Source organism: Aquimarina mycalae, assembly GCF_029906345.1.
Classification (GTDB): Bacteria; Bacteroidota; Bacteroidia; order Flavobacteriales; family Flavobacteriaceae; genus Aquimarina.
In genome coordinates, this window is the sequence record NZ_JARYGY010000008.1 from 183608 (window position 1) to 198855 (window position 15248).

15 protein-coding genes are annotated in these 15248 nt (G+C 32.4%); 1 reads left to right on the top strand and 14 read right to left on the bottom strand.

What is annotated here, in order from left to right; all coding sequences use genetic code 11:
* Positions 1-5: 5 nt before the first annotated feature.
* From QBK95_RS19095 to QBK95_RS19145, 11 genes are all read right to left on the bottom strand, one after another.
* Positions 6-1379: an SDR family NAD(P)-dependent oxidoreductase gene (locus QBK95_RS19095; RefSeq protein WP_280936150.1), complete on the bottom strand. Its 1374-nt coding sequence runs from the start codon at positions 1377-1379 to the stop codon at positions 6-8.
* Between the two features lie 10 nt (positions 1380-1389).
* Positions 1390-2052 carry a tRNase toxin domain-containing protein gene (locus tag QBK95_RS19100; RefSeq protein WP_280936151.1) on the bottom strand — a complete coding sequence of 221 codons (663 nt, stop codon included), beginning with the start codon at positions 2050-2052 and terminating at the stop codon, positions 1390-1392.
* A gap of 12 nt (positions 2053-2064) precedes the next feature.
* A complete protein-coding gene (locus QBK95_RS19105) occupies positions 2065-2289 on the bottom strand; it encodes a hypothetical protein (RefSeq protein ID WP_280936152.1) in 225 nt (74 codons plus the stop codon).
* 147 nt (positions 2290-2436) lie between these two features.
* Positions 2437-3831 (bottom strand): RtcB family protein, encoded by a 1395-nt coding sequence (locus QBK95_RS19110; protein ID WP_280936153.1) that lies wholly within the window; start codon positions 3829-3831, stop codon positions 2437-2439.
* A gap of 206 nt (positions 3832-4037) precedes the next feature.
* Positions 4038-4481, bottom strand: a complete 444-nt coding sequence (locus QBK95_RS19115) for a hypothetical protein (RefSeq protein ID WP_280936154.1) — start codon at positions 4479-4481, stop codon at positions 4038-4040.
* A gap of 355 nt (positions 4482-4836) precedes the next feature.
* The gene (locus QBK95_RS19120; protein WP_280936155.1) at positions 4837-5475 is read right to left on the bottom strand and encodes a hypothetical protein; all 639 of its coding nucleotides are present in this window, start codon (positions 5473-5475) and stop codon (positions 4837-4839) included.
* A 191-nt stretch (positions 5476-5666) separates the two neighbouring features.
* Positions 5667-6233: an RNA polymerase sigma factor gene (locus QBK95_RS19125; protein ID WP_280936156.1), complete on the bottom strand. Its 567-nt coding sequence runs from the start codon at positions 6231-6233 to the stop codon at positions 5667-5669.
* 285 nt (positions 6234-6518) lie between these two features.
* A complete protein-coding gene (locus QBK95_RS19130) occupies positions 6519-7187 on the bottom strand; it encodes a response regulator transcription factor (RefSeq protein ID WP_280936157.1) in 669 nt (222 codons plus the stop codon).
* A gap of 149 nt (positions 7188-7336) precedes the next feature.
* Positions 7337-9319, bottom strand: a complete 1983-nt coding sequence (locus tag QBK95_RS19135; protein WP_280936158.1) for a tetratricopeptide repeat-containing sensor histidine kinase — start codon at positions 9317-9319, stop codon at positions 7337-7339.
* Positions 9320-9438: 119 nt separating this feature from the next.
* A complete protein-coding gene (locus QBK95_RS19140) occupies positions 9439-9594 on the bottom strand; it encodes a hypothetical protein (RefSeq protein ID WP_280936159.1) in 156 nt (51 codons plus the stop codon).
* A 607-nt stretch (positions 9595-10201) separates the two neighbouring features.
* On the bottom strand, positions 10202-10432 hold the full coding sequence (locus QBK95_RS19145) for a hypothetical protein (RefSeq protein ID WP_280936160.1): 231 nt from the start codon (positions 10430-10432) through the stop codon (positions 10202-10204).
* 215 nt (positions 10433-10647) lie between these two features.
* Here QBK95_RS19145 and QBK95_RS19150 point away from each other — a divergent pair, with 215 nt between their 5' ends.
* On the top strand, positions 10648-11658 hold the full coding sequence (locus QBK95_RS19150; protein WP_280936161.1) for a helix-turn-helix transcriptional regulator: 1011 nt from the start codon (positions 10648-10650) through the stop codon (positions 11656-11658).
* Positions 11659-11666: 8 nt separating this feature from the next.
* On the opposite strand, the gene QBK95_RS19155 is transcribed toward QBK95_RS19150, so the two are convergent.
* From QBK95_RS19155 to QBK95_RS19165, 3 genes are read right to left on the bottom strand one after another with little or no spacing between them, the layout of a single operon-like run.
* Positions 11667-12296, bottom strand: coding sequence for a Pycsar system effector family protein (locus tag QBK95_RS19155; RefSeq protein ID WP_280936162.1), 630 nt, complete (start codon positions 12294-12296; stop codon positions 11667-11669).
* Between the two features lie 14 nt (positions 12297-12310).
* Positions 12311-14326: a polyphosphate kinase 1 gene (ppk1, locus tag QBK95_RS19160; RefSeq protein ID WP_280936163.1), complete on the bottom strand. Its 2016-nt coding sequence runs from the start codon at positions 14324-14326 to the stop codon at positions 12311-12313.
* 12 nt (positions 14327-14338) lie between these two features.
* Positions 14339-15223 carry a DUF6268 family outer membrane beta-barrel protein gene (locus QBK95_RS19165; RefSeq protein WP_280936164.1) on the bottom strand — a complete coding sequence of 295 codons (885 nt, stop codon included), beginning with the start codon at positions 15221-15223 and terminating at the stop codon, positions 14339-14341.
* Between the last annotated feature and the right edge of the window lie 25 nt (positions 15224-15248).

The window sequence follows — 15248 nt, forward strand, 5'->3', positions numbered from 1 at the left end:
ATTAATTACCATGTTTCCACTTTGTAATTTTTTAATAATTTACCAACAGGATTATGTATGTTTTTAATTCCTTCTATAATAGGAAGCATAATTCTAGATGCTCCATCGACTGGATCCAATGGTGGTATATATCCTGCGTCGAACTGTTTTTTTCTTAATGTTTCTTGTGCTCCTGTAGAGACCCAACCTACATCTACTGCATTCATATAAATCTTATTCTTTTCATATGCTCTGGCAGAGGTTCTTGTTAGCATATTCAATGAAGCTTTGGTCATATTCGTATGTGGATGAAATATAGACTTATTGGTATAACTAAACTGTCCTTCTGATGAGGTTACATTAATGATAAACTTCTTATTAAAAGTTGAGGCTTTTAATAAAGGAGTCAATTCTTTTATTAGATGATACGGTGAGATTTGATTGATTAAATTTACTTCTAACAACTCTATCATATCAATTTCTTCTAACGTAGAATTCCAACTGTTTTTGGTTCTGGTATCAATAGGTTGTCCAAAACGATTTAATTGTAAACCGAATCGATCAGAAACCGATTCGAGTATGGTGTGAGACTCAACGATTGGAGTTTTATTTTGAATTAACGTTATCTCTGGTTTATTAAAGGCAATTAATTCTCTTTCTTGTTGAATTAATGGCTGATAATAAGCATCGGTATATTTAATAGTTTGTGCAGCATTGTTGATCAAAATATCCAAAGAATCGTATGTTGATCTATAGTATGTTATAAATTCTTGTACCGCATTGAGGTTTCGTAAATCCAGTCCATACAAGGTTAATTGATCTTTCCACTCCTCATAATCTTTTTCTTTTTTGTATTGTTCTAATGCTAATCCTGGAAAACGGGTTGTAACCATAAGTTTAGCATTGCTTCGTAATAGTTTTAGTGCTGTTGCATATCCAATTTTTACACAACCTCCTGTTAGAATTACATGACGATTTGATAAATCAATTTCTTTAAAACGATTTTCATAATTAATAATCGCGCAATCGGGACACAATCGGTTATAGAATGAATGTGCCAATACAAAAGATTGATTACAACAATAACAATGCTTAGGGATTTCTAGTGTAGCATATTCAGTATGTTTTTTTTCTTTGGTATGATCAAATGAAGTTTCATTTTGCAATGCCTTTTGTGAAATTACAGATCCATTAATGATTTCTAAATCGTTGTATTTCTTTTCGGTATAACTCTGTTTGCGGTTTGTTTTTTTAGCTTGCTTATGAATTTTTGTAATCAAGGAAGCAAAATGAGTGTTATCCGGGTTATGAAAAGGATCTTCTTTCAGTGTACTAAGTACTTTAAGACAGCTATTCCATTCGTCTTTTGTAAAGTTGTATGTTGCAGTAAAATTGTCCATTACTTTTTGATTATAAAAAAGGTTCTAAAAACCCAATTAGCTTTGTTCCTTTAGAATTCCATCGGATTCCGTGTCCACTTGGAACACGAATCTCATATACAAACTCATGCTTGTAGTGATAAAAAATATTCCACCAGGTTTTGTGATCTATGATTTCCAGAATACGTTTTCTTACTTTTTCTTCTTTCTGAGATGGATTGCCTTTCATTTCTCCCCAAAAATCATCCGCTGATCTTCCGATATGTTTTTCCCAAGCTCTGGTTGCAATGCAGATTTGATCATTAAATGGTGCAAAACAACTATCCAATAAGGTTTTTTTTAAAGGAGGAATTGCCGTTTCATTTTTTAAAGTAGCTGAGGTCCATCGTTGTCCTATTAGCATCAAAAGATATTGGAATGGTACTCTTTCTATACTTTTAGCCCAATCTTGTAATGGCGTATTTTGATTAGATAATACTACTTCAAAATTTTCAAAAGCTTTTGACAACGATGGCGTTATCTCTTCATCAAAATAGGGTAGTGGATGGGTATCAGGAACTCCGAATTCGTGATATTGCTCCAGATTTTTAGCAAACATCCCTAGATGTTCTTCCTGTAAGAAATCAGCATACTGTTCCTTCCAATTATCTGAAAGGAACTGAATGCTGTTTTGTATGATCGGATATAGGTCCATTTTTAATTGTTATTATGCTTCCCACCAAAGTGTTTTTTTATAAAGCGGAAATTCAAGGTTATCATTTTCAATTTTCTTACGAAGAATTGTTTTACATTTCTTACGATATTTTCGTCGTAAACATCTGCGATACTCCCAAGAATTACTCTTCCACCAAATTTTAGCACTTTTGGTTCTCTTTTTTCTTTTATGACTCTTCTTATAATTGTAAAGTTTCTTGTTGTCATAAGATTTCATTTGTATTAAGTTTAAAAATTAAAAACTCAATACAATGTTCCTTTTTTTGTCGTCATTTTAATAGTTTGTATTAATTTGTCACCGCGCTTGTCGAAGAGATTCTTACGTAGTAATTGTGATGTCTTCTACAAGCTTAGATGGCCATTATTATTTGTTTTTATTTCTTCTCTTCTTTCTCCAAGGAGCATTGATCTGAAAATCTCCCGCCATAATACATCCGTAAGGCATCACTTCATCGATCACAGTACCTAATCCAAACTCATCCATTTGATTTCTTACGGTTGCGGCATTTTTATATGCACTAGGCAATTCAGAAATGTCTATTTCTTTAGAGAAAAAACGAACATCCAAACCTTGAGTTTCGATCTTAAAGATTTCTTCTTTGGTTTGCCCTTCTTTATTTCTTTTATGTTGCGTTCTACTCATATTTCTACCAGCTCCGTGTGGTGCAAATCCAAGATTATTGTTTGTAGTTGCACCTTCTACAATCAATACTGGTTCTGACATGTTTAGAGGGATGAGTCTAGGTCCTGTAATATCAGGCATAAATTTTTTATCTAAAGGTGTAGCACCTTTTGCGTGATAAAATAAATCTCCTTCTTTGAATACAAAGTTATGCTCGTTCCAGTATCTATCTGCTGCTTCAACTTCTAACGCTTTTAGGGTCGCATCGTGAATCACTTCATGATTTAATTTTGTCCATTTTCTGATGATTTGCAATGCAGACCAATAGGTTTGTCCTTCTTCTGTATTAAAAGGAATCCAGGCATTTTGCTTTAGGGTATCTGGTGAGATATCATTTCTAAATTTATTTGCAATATGCATTCCTTTTTTGAACAATCTGGCACCTACACCTCTGGATCCGTGATGTGTAATCATCATAGTATTTCCAGTTTTTGAAGAAGTACCTACAAATAAGAAATGATTGCCATCACCTTGAGTTCCCAAATGTTCTCTTGCCATACTAATATCTTTATCTTCTTTTAGGAAGAAGTTGGATTTAAATTCGGCCAATAATTCATCTGTCAAATTATATTGTTGTCCTCTAGGTCTCCCGCCAGGACCGAAATGCGTATTTGCATGCGCTGCATCCAATACTTTTTTCGGATCAGTTTTTCCAAAATCAGTAAGCATTACAGAACAACAGATATCTGCACTATGCATTCCTGGATGGATGGCATTTTTAGCAACAATTACGCCACCTACAGGAATGGTTCCAAGAGGTCCAGAAGGACAAGCATCAGGCATCACAGCTCCATTTATGATCGTTGGTGTTTTCATCAACTCTTGCATTGTGTTAATTACAGAAGAGACATTACCTTCTTCTAGTGTATTCTCTGCTTTGATATTGATCTTAAAATCTACTGGAGTATCATGTAACTCCTGGATAGGAGGCAATTTATATTGTGCTAAATATGCATGCATTGCTTCATTATCTAATTGATGCGTATTGATATGTTCGATAGCTTCAGGAAACCATTTTCCAGATCTAAATCCTAAATCGATCAATGTTTTTCCTGTAATATGTATTTTATTTTTCATTGTAATTCTAATTAATGAAGCAAAGATGTAGTTGTATTGCGCAATAGTTTTGCGTAGTTAAAATTAATTGTAGAATTTATCTCTAATTTTGACTAACAACTCATTTAGTTCGTCCGAATCTGGTCGTTCTCTTAAATCAGAGTTAGTATATAAAACATCTAAACTTTCTGATTTTATTCAATTTTGTTAACTAATTTAAATTGGCTTTATCCTCTTTTTATTTCTAATTTAGGATTATGTTTTCTACACCTAATATCTTTTTCTAAATTATATTGTTTTTCTAAATCATCGACTATTGTAATACTACACTTTATTTTATTAGGAACAGTTCGTCCTAATGATAAAGTTTTATTATTGGGATAGCCAATTAAAATAATCTTAGCCTCTTTTAAGAAAGATTTTTTTAAATTCTTTTGTAGCATTTGACTAGATAGCTTATTAGAGAAATATTGAATCATACTATTAAACTCATTTTTATTTGGTGATATGGTTTGTTTAATAAGATCGATTTCTACTTCGTATTTATTTTTATTAATCATTAAGCTATATAATTTTCCAATTCCCCAATAACCGTTAACATCATTATTACGACTAACAAATGAGCCTAAAATCCCATTAGCTATATTTTTAAATAGTTTTCTTTTCGCCATTACTTTCTGCTACTTTTTTTCAAATCTTGTCTCTCTTCTCAGATTCGAACTGAGACTTTCGTTTTAACGAACAGATTGGCTCTAAATGCGCTTCCCTACTTTACATCCTGTGTATTTCGGTGCTTCTGCAAAACCTATTCATTAGTGAGCGCATCACTAACAATATCATCCAATCACTCCACGGTTACGTAATAATCTTTTTCCGCAGCACTTCCTTTTATGCTAAAGAGAGGTTGTTTTAATTATAGAACAAAGGTGAGTTTGTATTACGTAATGTTTTTGCGTAGCTAAAAAAGTGTACAAAAAATCCTCAAATGAAACGATCAATTGAGGATTATGATATGGTAGCGTTATTTTATTGTCTGATAAATATCTTTAGATCGTCGCTTTTTTTCATAGCATACGAAAGAGATTTATTGCTAAATGATTTTTCTGGTTTATAGTTGGTCAATGATAATACATTCGGTAAACTCATTTCCCATGAACCAGATTTTTTGCTTTCTCCAGGAACAATCATAACTACATGTCCGTAGGTTTCTGCAGTGTCAATAATTAATGCTAAACCTCCTCGATTGGCATGTGCTAAAGCTTGATCTATGGTTTCTTGATTTACAGATCCCAGTTGCAACCAATTGCGTGATCGTGCAGCAATAGGACGAATACTATCATAGACCATATATCCTAGTTTTTGGTCATTAAATTCTGTTAACCCAAATGCCTTTGTTATGACTTTAGTGATACTGTTTCTACAATCATTACGCTCTGTAGCGGCTTTTTTACAGATGATAAAATTTTCTACTTCTTTATTGAGATCTACATTTGTTAATTTAGAACTTGAATTGGCTCGATCTACATTATTTGTGTTTGGGTTCTGGGTTTCATTATTTTGTTCAGACTCTATTTCGTTTTGCGTGTCTGCAGCCTTTTGTTTTTGATCATCTTTGCAAGATATTATACAAATCATCAATAGTAGTAGAAGAAGTAGTTTTTTCATGGTTGTTTAGCTTTAGTCTTATAATGATAGGTAATTTTTTTCAAGGGTCAAAGTCATTTTATAAAGAGATACGATAAACTTCTAATTGTATTAATCAGAAAACCGAGCATATGCTCGGTTTTCTTTTTTTAATATTTCCCCCTTCTACATCATTCTTTGTTTATATCGATTTGATTCTCCAAATAATCTATTTATGATGTCATTTTTAATTCTTCGTACATAGGATCTTTTTCGATCATTGCCAGTAATTGTCTTTTTGCTTCGAATTTCTTTTTACGGGTATATCCAATAGAGTATCCAGTGATTTGCGAAATTTCTTTGGCAGATTTTCCTTCAAAATATAATAATAGTAAATTCTTATTATTAGTACTAAGTTTCCGAAAGTGTTTTCTATATAGGTGTTCTCGTTCTTGGTTTTCGATATCTAAAACCAAAGAATCATTAACGTTTTCTTGTCTGCTTACTTGGTCTTGATCTGTAATAAGCTTCTTTTTTTTTCGTAATCGGTTTTTCCAGATGTTTTTACAAATCCCGTAAAAATAAGTTTTTACAGGTACCGTTATTTCTAAAATACCAGATTTTAGCTTTTGATATAGTACTACCAATGCATCCTGAAACACATCTTCTACATCCTGAGTACTTCCGTAATTACGGAGAATATATCCTTGAATGTACCTTATATTGTCTCTGTAAAAGCCTTTTAACACATGTTCATCTCCGTTAATGATTCCTGCAATAATTAGTTGATCCTTATTCATCTGTATATTGAGTTTGTTTATTCTGGGTTTAGGGTAACTCGTCATCATCTGGCGCTTCATTTCTTTTACGGTGCAAACATAAATCAGCTACGCGATATGTCCTTACAGATTTCCGTAATGGAGGGTTTTTTTATTAAAAAAATGTGCTTTTGGTAGGTATTGATTGGGTATATCTTATGTGTACCTACAAAAAACTTTTTACGTTTTAGATGAAAAGGGAAGTGGATTCCAGTTTGTACAGGAATTATATAGGTGTAATACTATTGAATGTATAGTAGAGATACTTTATAACAACCCTAAATCTTTTACAATGGCTACGAGATGAGTCGTATTTTTTGCTTTAAAATCATCAAAAAGTTTACTGACTCTTTTGTCAATTGTACTCTCACTATTAGGAGATATTTTTTGCTTTTTTAGCTTAGCTACAATTTCTTTTTTGGTAAAACCAAGTGCTAGTTCTTCTAAAAGCAGGATGTCAAAATCATCCAGATGTACCATTGCATCTTTAGAGGATGCGTTAGTGAGTTCTGGAGGCAATACAGTATTTCCTTTAGAAACACCTTCTAAGCAGGTGACTAATTCTTTTACGGCATGTTGTCCTTTGCAAACATATCCATTGATGTTGAGTTTTTCGAACAGCATGTTAATTTTATCAGGTCTGCTTTCCTGAGAATATACAATCACTTTAATATCAGGTTGTATGCTTCTGATATCTCGTATTAGTTCTATACCAGAGGTTCTTACTTGTACCTTATGGTCTTCTTTAAAAGATAAATCCGTTATTAAAAGTTCGAATGGATCATTCTCTTGATGTGCTTTTCTAAATTTTAGGTATGCATCGTCACAATACTGGGCTTCATGAATGTTATGGATTCCTGCCTCTTCATTTAGTACTTTTACGATGCCGTGATTAGCAATCTCATAATCTTCTGCTACCAATACTTTAGTAAACATAATAGTGTTCTTTTTATCCGAATTATCGGTATCGCTTTAATTTTTTGTCTTTTCCAACGTCAAAGATAAGAGTTCCATTTATAGCTTGAATACGCTTTTCCGTATTGTGGTGTTTGTTTTGAAGATTTTATCTCAAAACAGATTCCAGTCTACGCTGGAATAACAATCTCTGCTTTAAAGCCTTTGTCTTTTTCAGAGTCAAAAGTAAGCGTTCCGTTTATAGCTTGAATACGTTTTTCTGTATTCCTAAGTCCATTTTTAGATTTTTTATGCTCTTCTGCAACACCAACACCATTGTCTGAATATTTGATGGTGAGTGTATTCGTTTCTTTTTTAAATACAATAGCAACCAAATTTGCTTTACTGTGTTTTTGCATATTGGTCATCAGTTCCTGCAATACTCTATAGATGGTAATTTTGATGTTTTTATCTAACACATCCCAATTGATTTTATCAAATCCCCTAAGAATAAGTTGTACCTGGTTTTGCGTATAGTTTTGTAACATATCACTGAGTTCTTCTGGAAAACTTTCATCTGTTTCGAACTCACTGTTTTCTCGAGAGATATCTCTGGCTTTGGTATAGGCAGTGTTTAGTTTAGGTACTATCTGTGGATCGTGTGGATCGTGCTGGTATTGCATCATCACTTGAAAAATATCATTCCCTAACTCATCATGCAATCGTTTAGAAATACGGGTTTCGGTTTCGTATGCCGTCTGGAATTGTACGATTTTATTTTGCTGGCTAAGGTATCGGGTACGTTGCCTGGAAAAATAAATGATAAACCCGAGAAAGGTAACGAGTAATATGATACCAAGAAAATAGATGGTATTTTGATTTTGGACTTCTAAGATCTCTTTGTTTTTTTGTTCATTTTCTTTTTCTAGGTTTTCACTTTCATAACGAATACGAGCAAACTTATCTCTAAAAAACTGATCGTTTTTAACTAAACTGTCATTTAATTTGATATACTTCATTGCATATGTTCTGCCTTCATAGGGTTTAGAAATCTGAGCAAGTATTTCATAAGATTGTAGTAATAAACCATTATTGTTTACTGCTAAGGCCGCTAATTTGGCTTTTTGAGCAAAATTTGTTGATAAGCTATCATTTTGAATAGATTTGTAATACTCTGCTAGGTGAAGATAGCTAGTACTCATTCCAGATTTATCACCAATACGTTCTTTTATTTTTAGAGGATGCAAAAGATCATTAGGAAGGTTTTTGGTTTTATTTGCAAGAAAATTAACATAAGCCAAATTACCTAATATTCTTGCATAATGATTCTGGTTATTCCTTAGAAAATCTTTATATGTTAATGCTTTGTTATAGTGTTCTATAGCTTTGTTATATTTTTTTTGAGCTTTATATATTGTACCTATATTGTTATTGCCTAGGGATGCGTATTGATTTTCTTTAGTTGTGTTTTTTGCAAATTTTATAGCCTTTTGATGATACATTACAGCATTTTCATATCGTTCTAGATATTTAGAGATTATACCTAGATTAGTATAACAAAGTGGTAGGTATTTATAATTTTCGGATAATTTAAACTTTTCTATAGCTTTTATAGTAAGAGCTTCACTTTCACTATAATCTTTTGCTTTTCTAGATAACTTTGCTAAATCAACTAAAACCTTACCATGATCATAAACATAATCTAAAGGGCTATAAGTACTTCCTTGATTGAAAGAAATATATAGTTTATCTGCTTTATAAAAATAATAATACGTGCTATCTAATAATTGTTTCGACCTATAATAAATTCCTAATCTGGAATAAGCCTCAGCTATACCCAATGAATCATTTATTGAAATGGATAAATTCAGCATTTCTTTATCCATTTTTTTTGAGGTCTTATAATCATTTAAATGATAATAGCTAACTGAAATTTCACCAATTTTTTTTCTTTTGTATATATTATCATTTAATGTAATATATCTTGTATAAGCATTTTTTAAATATTCTTTTCTTTCTTCAATAGTTTTGGAAGGGTCTTTTGAATTTTCAATATAGGAGTCAATTAGATTTAGTTTTGGGATGTTTTTTTTAGACGTCTCCGTTTTCTGTTCACAACTTGCAAAAACGAAGGAAAAACAAATCAATAAAGCTTTCAATTTTAAAAACCTCATACAAATATTATATTAGAGATAACTAAATTAAATAATATATTGATTATAGCTAAAAATTACGAAGAGGGTTTATTAAAAATAAACCCTCTAGAAATGTTTTTTAGGTAAATAGTTAATTACTAACCACCTGGTTCTATTTCCTCTTCTCCGTCCTCAGTTAAAACTGAAGTTTCAACTTCTTCGATTCCAACTTCGTCATTGACAGAAGGAGGATCGCAAGAGACTAGGTTAAAACCTAATAAGACGGCTAATAGTATGTATTTTAAAGTTTTCATGTTGTTAGTTGTTTTGATATTCCAATTGTTAGGGTACGCCCATAGGTTTGAACCCCTGATCGGTATGTTATTTCATACCCAAGACCTATGGGAAATGATCGATTTGTTTGGGAAAGTGATCCTCGTACAGTCGCGATACTCTACTTTCCCTTTTTTTGAGTAGTAGCGAACTGTAGTTTGGATGGTATGCAGATCAGTAGTTAGCTTTCTATTGTATCTGATGATGAGGTGATTAAATCTTTTGTCCACCTGAGCTAGTTGAAGACTCAGAGACTTGGATCTTAATTACACTTCGATAACACTTTAAGAGCACTTCGACAACACTTTGACAACACTTCGACAAGCTCAGTGTGACATCTAGGTGTGAAGTCTAGGTGACATTACGATGTTACAATTCAGTATGTTAGAAAATTATGACTGGTAATACTCGGTTAGTGTATATCGTAATCAAACTATAGGTGTGCTAGTAGTCGAAATATGATTGTATCTGTTGGTTGTATCTGATGTATATAAATTCATCAGGATCGCCGTAAGAACATCATAGTTTCTTTTACTATTTCTTGGTGTATCAATTAAGACATACCTACTTATAGAAAGCTTACGAAATCTACACTATATGAGAAGTATAGCTGTCTATTACTAGCACTTCGCGAATGCTCATGCTTAGTATATGCAGCGCTTTTTCTATTCCTGTGTTACCATTTACATTTGGCATTTTTCCTGGAATAGTGTTTAGAACTGAAGTCTCTAATCCTATTCCATAGAAGCTACCGAATGCGTCGGCTAACAGATAACTTCTGATCTCCTGCTCCTTTTTTGAAAATTGGTTAAACTTCATTCTAAATATTTTTAATTGTTAATTAAGTGAAACGCTGATTAGACAAACCTGAAAAAGGTATATTCAAAATACTATGTTTGAACGTATACTGCTATTGCAGGATCTCTGTTCAGAGTTTCTATTTGTTTTATTATTATGGTACAAATGTCTGGGGTCAGTACGCATTCTTTTTGCGTAGTAAAAAATATTTGTTATTTTTTCAAAAAAATATTCAAATGGCTTCTAATAAAAATGCATTGATCCGTTATAAAACAATTGATCAATGTTTGCGTAACAAATTCAGAAAGTGGTTGTTAGATGATTTGATTGAGGCGTGTTCTGATGCATTGTATGAATATGAAGGAAAAGATGTATATGTGAGTAAACGTACTGTGCAATTAGATATACAAATGATGCGTAGTGATAAGTTGGGATATAATGCGCCTATAGAAGTGTATCAACGCAAGTATTATCGATATGCAGAAGAAGATTACAGTATTATGAACATCCCAGTGACAGATCATGATATTAAAGTAATGAATGAGTCAATACAGATATTACGACAGTTTAAAGATTTTTCTCTTTTTAAAGAGATGAACGGTGTTATAGAACGTTTAGAAGATTCTGTATATGCTACGCAGAAAGATAATATACCGATTATTCATCTCGAAAAAAATGATCAGCTTAAAGGATTAGAACATATCGACAGATTATATCATGCGATACAAAATAAACAGGTATTAAAGATTGCGTATAAATCATTTAAGGCAAGAGATGAAACTGAGATTACGATTCACCCTCAATTATTAAAAGAGTTTAATAACCGATGGTTTTTATTGGCAGTAGGACATAAACGTAAAGTGCTAACCACTTTTGCATTAGACCGTATTGTTTGGATCCATAATTCTAAAGAAGATATTAGGTATATAGATCAACATATTGATGGAGATGTTTATTATAAAGATGTAGTAGGTGTTACGGTTTCACAGAATGTAGCGCCCGAACTTATAACATTTAGAATAGATCATCGCAATGCTCCGTATGCTGTAACAAAGCCATTTCATGCATCACAAGAAATTGTATCAAAAGATGATCAGGGCGTTATTTTTAGTATTAAGGTACAGATGAATTTTGAATTAGAACGATTGATCCTTGGTTTTGGAGACAGTATAGAGGTAATTGCACCCACACGTTTACGTGACAGAATTCATGGAAAATTACAACGCGCTTTAGGGAAGTATGAGTAAATCAATTTTTACCCAAAATATTCTCCAAATAGTAAATGACACATCATAAAAGCAACTACTGAGAGAATAATACCTATCAAAAACACATTAAATGATTTACGAAGCAATTTAAATTTACGATCAATCGTTTTTCCCAGATAAAAAGTGTCTTTGGCGATGGTTCTATATAACTCATCTCCCTGATTCATTAGATCTGTTAGTCCGTTTACATAGGTATCTTCTTCCATATCATGAAAATTACCATAAAACATAAGATTATTAGATTCTCTATTTCCGTGTTTTAGCTCTGGTCGGGTTGCTATTACTGCATAGGTGATAGATGCCAGATTGGTAAACAGTATCAACATTGCCGGGTAGATTAGATGTGGATCTCTATTTAATTGATCTAATACGGTTCCTAGAACAATAGAAAGAATCAATGCATTTATAGAGATCAAAATATTCGATTTTCTATCTATCATTGAGTTTAGGGTATATTGATTTTTAGAAAGTAATCTAAACAATGTTTCTACTCCTTTTTCTGGTCTAGGTTCTATTTTAGCCAATTTTTTCTTCAAAGCTTTTAGCTCATCTTTATCAATATTTAATTCTTGACTTAGAATCTTATCTTTTAGTTTTTCAGTTTTTTTATCACTCATAACGATATGATGTTTTAGATATTAGATATGGTTTCTACCTGAGCTCTTAATTTTGGAGTTGCTTGTACGTATGAATTATCCTGATTTTCATTTATAATCCTTGCTTTTGTAGTGTCATTAAGCTGAATCTGTATCATCTTTCTTACTTTTTTATATACTTCGAGATCTAGTATGGGTGTTATCACTTCGATTCTATGATCCAGATTACGAGTCATCCAATCTGCGGATCCGATGTACATTTTTTCTTTTCCTGCATTACAGAAAATATAAACTCTACCGTGTTCGAGAAATCGATCCACGATACTGGTAACTGTAATATGCTCGCTTTGTCCTTTGATGCCAGGTACCAAACAGCAAATTCCTCTTACGATAAGTTTTATTTGTACTCCTGCATTGTTAGCCTCGTACAGAAGATCAATCATTTTAGTGTCCTGAAGGCTGTTTAGCTTCAGAATGATGTAGGCTTCTTTTCCAGCTTTAGCTTGCTCGATTTCTACGGTGATTAATTTTCTAAAGGTGCTTCTGGTGGTAAACGGAGAGACTAATAGTTTTTTGGTTTTAGGAATTATAATGGTTCGTTCTAACAATTGAAAAACCTGATTTAATTCTGAAGTAATTTTTGGATTTGCAGTCATCAAGCCAAAATCAGTATATATTTTGGCTGTTTTTTCATTAAAATTTCCAGTACTGATATATCCATAGGCTTTAGGAATGTCTTGTTCTGTACGTTCAATATATAGTATTTTAGAATGCACTTTAATACCTGGATAGCTATATGTTACTTTGGCCCCATGTTTTTCTAAAACACTTCCCCATTGGATATTATTTTCTTCATCAAACCGTGCTTTGGTCTCAATAAAAACAAAAACATCCTTTCCGTTTTTTGCTGCTTCAAGCAATGCATCTGCCAATCCTGATTGCTTGGCAATCCTGTATAATGTAACCTTGATTTTTGTAACCTGTTTATCCACAGCAGCTTGTTTTGCTAATCGTAACAGATCATCGAATGCTTCATATGGATAATATAATAATCGATCTTTTTCAGAAATAGCCTCAAACATGCTAGAAAATTGCTGTAACGCTTCATTTGGAATAGGAGATACGGGTGGATTCGAGAGTTTTTTTTGGGTAGGGTTCGGAAATCCAAAAAAATCTTTGAAATTATGATAACGTCCTCCTTTTATAATATCAGTTTCATTAACATCCAACATTTTTTCAATAGCTGTCAAAAGGTTGGTAGGCATTGCTGCATCGATTAAAAATCGGGTAACTTGTCCTGTATCTCTATTGCCAAGAGAGTTCTTTATTTTGGTTAATAAATCTCCTGAATACTCATTGTCAATATACAACTCTGCATCTCGTGATACTTTTATAGCATAAAAAATAGAAGTCTCTTTTTGCGAATAAAATTGTGCCAGATTGTGTTTTAAAATATCATCTACAAAAGTGATATAGTGTGTATTGTTTTCTGCAGGAAGCGTAACAAATCGATTGGTGTCTGATGGAATCTTTACAATAATTAACTCTTCATCGTGCAATAATGCTGTTAGGTATAACTCTTCATTTTCAATGAATACTTTTTTGTTTTCATGTTCAATATTGATGTTTATCGTAAGTTTATTTTGTAAGTTTTCTTTATAATATTTTGTTGCATATGCTTGCTGAGATGCTGTAAAATCTTCACAACGAACTAATGCTATTCCTTCTTGTTGAAGTTCTTTAAGGATTTGATTATTAAAAATCTCTCCGAATTCCATTTGTTGTATATGGACCTGTTTTTTAATTTGTTTTAAAAGCTTATTAGGTTTAGTGATTAGCTTTTTTCTTAAAGGTTTGTCTAGATCCTTAATCTTTCTAATATCAGATACTCGTACTTTGAAAAACTCATCCAGATTGCTAGAAAAAATCGCAAGAAATTTAATACGTTCATACAGAGGATTACTGGTGTCAGCTGCTTCCTGAAGTACTCTATGATTAAAACGTAACCAGGAAAGGTCTCTGTTATAATATTTCTTTGATATTAATGACATGTTGTTGCGATTTTAAATTTTTAAGCGAACTCCTGCTCTAAAATATTTTTTGTTAGAATTACCCAATGATAGGATCCTGTCTCTATTATTATCTCTAAGATATACACTATTACTGGCGATGTATGCTGCTCTAATATAAAACTGAAAGTGCTCTAAGAAATGATATTCGTACTGTAATCCAGATAGGATCAAAGACATATTGATGCTTTCTGCGGTAACTCCATCTCCTATATCCATCCCTCGTTGGATATTTGAAGTAAAACCATCCAGTTCTACATACATTTTTAAGCGATGCTTTTCTGAGTAATGAAATTGTAGATTGGTTTTGGGAACACCTATATTATAAGACCATTTAGAATGAATCCTTCTATAGTAACTTACAAATGGCAAGGGAAAAGGAAATCCTCGATTCTCTGAATACGAAATCCCAATGATAAGACGGTTTGGTTTTTTAACATCGGTCGCTTTTTTTTTATCATTGATAAACACTAAATCTGCAGATAGGACGATATCTTCTATCGAAAGATCATCTACAGTTAAATTAGAGCTTACTCCTGGTGTTATACGAACACCCATACGCCAGTTTTTACTTATTTTGGTGGTATATCCGATATTAAAATCCAGTAGTTGAAAATCTTCTATTTTTTCATTGTCGAATGCCGCGAAGTCATTGCCAAATTTTAAATCAATATTGCTATAGTCAAGGCCTAAAAACAAATAAGTATCTTCTTTTAATTTTATAGGATAATTAAAAAGAGCTCTATATCTGTGATACTCAATGTCGGATTCTCCTTCTGGTAAAAAGGTATAATCGATTCGAGCCAGGTCAGATAATTGAGCTTTAACAACTGTTGGAAACAGAAAAATTATAAAAATATATTTTATGGTAATTTTCATGTAAAGATAAGGTTGTTAGTAGCTT